Consider the following 3,455-nt stretch of genomic DNA (forward strand, 5'->3'; position numbering starts at 1 on the left):
CCCTTTGACTTTTCGGGCTTCGATCTGGATCAGTCCTCGTTGTTTAAGACTGTGTACCAATCGACTAACTCGGGTTCTGGTGATCCCTGTTTTGTCAGACAGTTTTTCCTGACTCGGCCAGCAGACCCCCTCATCGTCAGCGTGGTCTGCGAGTGCAAGTAGAACGAGCTTTTCGGCATAGGTCACCTTTCCAACCGGATACTCCCCGCGAAACCGGATATCGGCAAATCCATGGCGGTCGAGCGTCTTCGTACCGGCCGGGGTGCGGATGGCAAAGCCCTGCTCCACCTCGGTGCCGTTCGATTGGCTATAGGGTTCGCCCTGCGCCACCGGGTGCGCGTAGTGCCCGCCTAAAACAAACGATGAAACCAGAAACCCCTGCTTGCTGGGCGGCTCGCGGCGGTAGTTGCTCTTGAAGATATCCCAGAGCCAGAGTTTGCCGTCGCCGCCCAGATAGAGCTGCCCGCAGCCGATCCCGCCGACCGGCATGCCGATGTATTTCAGCGATCCGGCCTTCGACGAGCCGGCAACGCCGAGGTCCAGGGCATGCCCGCGCTCGGTCAACGACTCCACCCAGGCCGGATTGAGCTGCTTATCCGCCGGAATCGTGGCCGCGCCCACACTCAAAACCGTCCCGGCCAGCACCACCACCCCAAACCTTTTTTTCAACTTCATCATTTCTCCCATCAGTAAAAACCACGAAACACGGAAACGGAAAGCAACCCGATCAGTACCAAATGGACTTTGCTCTTCATTTCCATAAACCTCCTAATCCGCATTTACTCAAAGTTCGATCTTCACGGTTCAGCAACTGAGCCGGAAGGCGAATCTGCAACAATGTCCCATTCCGGGAAAGCCAACGGCTTCGCCGTTTGCCAGAAGGCTTTGGATTCCACCCCTTCCTGGGTCATTGCGGTGTATCCACACCAGATCATTTTCCACCCGTTGAAACAATCCCCTCCAGAGGTCGGAACTCCATCGTTTAATGGTGCCGCTTTCATCTTTTTATATTTCGTGATGCCCGGGCGCGTTCATGTTCGGGGAACCGAAACAACCCACATCGTTAACGAAGTTCTACCCACAACATCTCACCAGCCACGATGGACACGAGCCCTTCAAGTTGAATAGAGACAACGTCGTCATTTTTCACCAACGTTGCATTCAGCATTTTACCGCCCAGACGTACTTCCGCAGCAGAAACCTTCAGCTCACCCGGATTCAGCTTCAGTGTTTTCACCTTCAGATTACCCCATTCAACGGCGAGTTCAGCCTTCATCGCGTTTTCACCGAGGGTCTGGCAGAAGGTGCCCCACCCTTCGGCGGCGGTGAACGGCGCGCGGAAATCTTCCGGGTGGATGACCGGGTCGAAACCGATCGTGCCTTCGGGGCCGTTGTAGTCGAACCCGCAGACCGCGAGGAATACGGCATAGGACGACATGGCACGGGCATAGTGGTCCGAACATTCAATCTCGTTGTAGGGGTTGCGCTTTTCGGGCGCGTAGCGGTCGTTGATGGTGCGGGTGACGGCCAGCCCCTGCATCACCAATTCCGGTGTTCTTTCGGCCACCATGTGCGCAGCCGCCTGATATTCAAAACCGCTCATGCATTCGTTGAAATAGTCGTATTGCCAATGATTCATGAAATCGTCTTTCAGTCCGCCGTTGGGCCAGGTGCACATGATCAGCCCGGCATCGCCCTCCCATGCATAGTAGCGTCCCTTGCGGAACGTATCGCGGAAGGCCATCACATCCGGCACAAAGTTATGCTTCCAGAGTGCATTGAGCGCGGACTGGATATGCTCCTCGTCATACAGTCTTCCGAGACCGAGCTGATTGGCCCAGAACTGTCCGATCACCTGATCGATGTAGACGCCGGGTCCAACGCCGATGGCCTCCGGGTGCGCCGGATCTTCTTCCTGCACGTAGTATTCCCCGTTGTAGAGTTTTTCGATGTTTTTGCTGCCCTTGCCGTAAACGTCGCGGCAGAGCGTTTCAAAGTCGGCATCGCCCACGACCTTGGCCATCTCTTCCCCGGCGCGCAGCGAGGCAATGTAAAGCGAACTGATGGCATGAACCTTGCCGTACCAGGAAGCATCCAGCGTGTTGTGCTGCTTACCGTGCAGCAACCCGTCGAAGTCGCCGTCGTTGCGGTCGAAGTCGATCAGGTAGTTCAACGCCCGCTTGATGTCGGCCCAGTTGGTTTTCAGGAAGGTATCGTCCGCGCTGATCAAATGCTCGCGATAGGATCGGAGCACCGTACCGGCCTGCCCGTCGATGGCAATGCCGCCGCCTTCGCCGGCATTCAGCGTGCCGCGGAACGGCACCACGCCATTGGGCTGCTGCGCAAAGCCATAGTCCGTCTTTTCGCGCAGATTGCGCTCCAGCGACGGGAACAAACGCGCCATGGCCTGCGCATAGTGCCAGACGTGCGTGCAGGTTCCGTGGCAGACCCGAATTCCTTCCCACGCCCAGAAGCGGCCGCCCTCGCCGTCGGCCAGAATATTGCAGTTGGCCGTCTGCAAGGTATTCGCCGTCACAATCGTGCGATCCAGCAGCCATTGCGGCAGCGTGGAGTCGTTCCAGGTTTTCACCCACTGCTCGGTCTGCGACGAGAGGTCGGCAAAGTTTTCGGCAACATGCGCCGCCACCGCCGCCGCATTTTCGAAGCGGGCCGAGTATTCGTTTTTATGAGGAATGGTTTTGGGCGTGTAGCTGTCCTTAATGCGAACCACCGGGAAATTCCAGGAAATCAGGAAGGTGTACTCCCGGCTTTCCCCCGGCTTCAAAACCACATCGGCGGCAATCCCGGGAACCAGCTCAACCGCAGTGTTCCGCCCAGTACCCAGATACGATAAAGCCATCGTTCCGCTGTGGTCAAACGCGCCTTCGCGTTTCATCTTCGCCTTCATTACGCAATCATGGCTTAACACGGTTAAGCCGGATTTGCTCGAAAACGAGCCGGCTTTATCTGCATCCGGCTGGTTGCCCATGTTTTCCATCCAGCCGACCAGTTCGGCGGACACCGGCTGATCCGACTCATTGGTCAGCGCATAACTCATGACCGTCACCGGCATGGATGAATCTTCAAGATTGAGCGGAACAAACGGCGAATAGGCCTTCAGCTCCGCCCGGACGGGGCTGTTCGAATCCTGATACGAAACCGTGCCGATCGGCCAACGGCCCGCAAACTCCACCGCGTCCCAATCCGCCGCCTCGAATTTTTGCAGGGTTCCATCCGCGAAGCGAAGACCGAATCCTTGGGCAAACGAAGGCGGGAAGTCATCGATGGTGGGCGGTTTCATATAGTTGGCGCCACAATGTACCGGCACATCGTTCCGTTTTCGCCAATTGGGAAATCCTTCCGGAATCGGAATGGTTTGCTCCACCACACCGATATGCCCGTCACTCCAGATATCCCAGACATAGAGACGCCCGTCGCCGTTCAGATAAACAGTA

2 protein-coding genes are annotated in these 3,455 nt (G+C 56.9%); both read right to left on the reverse strand.

From position 1 onward, the window contains the following. Window positions 1-678 (reverse strand): helix-turn-helix domain-containing protein (locus ABYO54_RS15445; RefSeq protein ID WP_372809130.1); only part of this gene is annotated, 678 nt, incomplete at its 3' end. A gap of 385 nt (window positions 679-1,063) precedes the next feature. Further along, the coding region (locus ABYO54_RS15450) for a GH116 family glycosyl hydrolase (RefSeq protein WP_372809131.1) at window positions 1,064-3,455 on the reverse strand (2,392 nt) is incomplete at its 5' end.

The organism is Pontiella sp., from assembly GCF_041622395.1.
Classification (GTDB): domain Bacteria; phylum Verrucomicrobiota; class Kiritimatiellia; order Kiritimatiellales; family Pontiellaceae; genus Pontiella.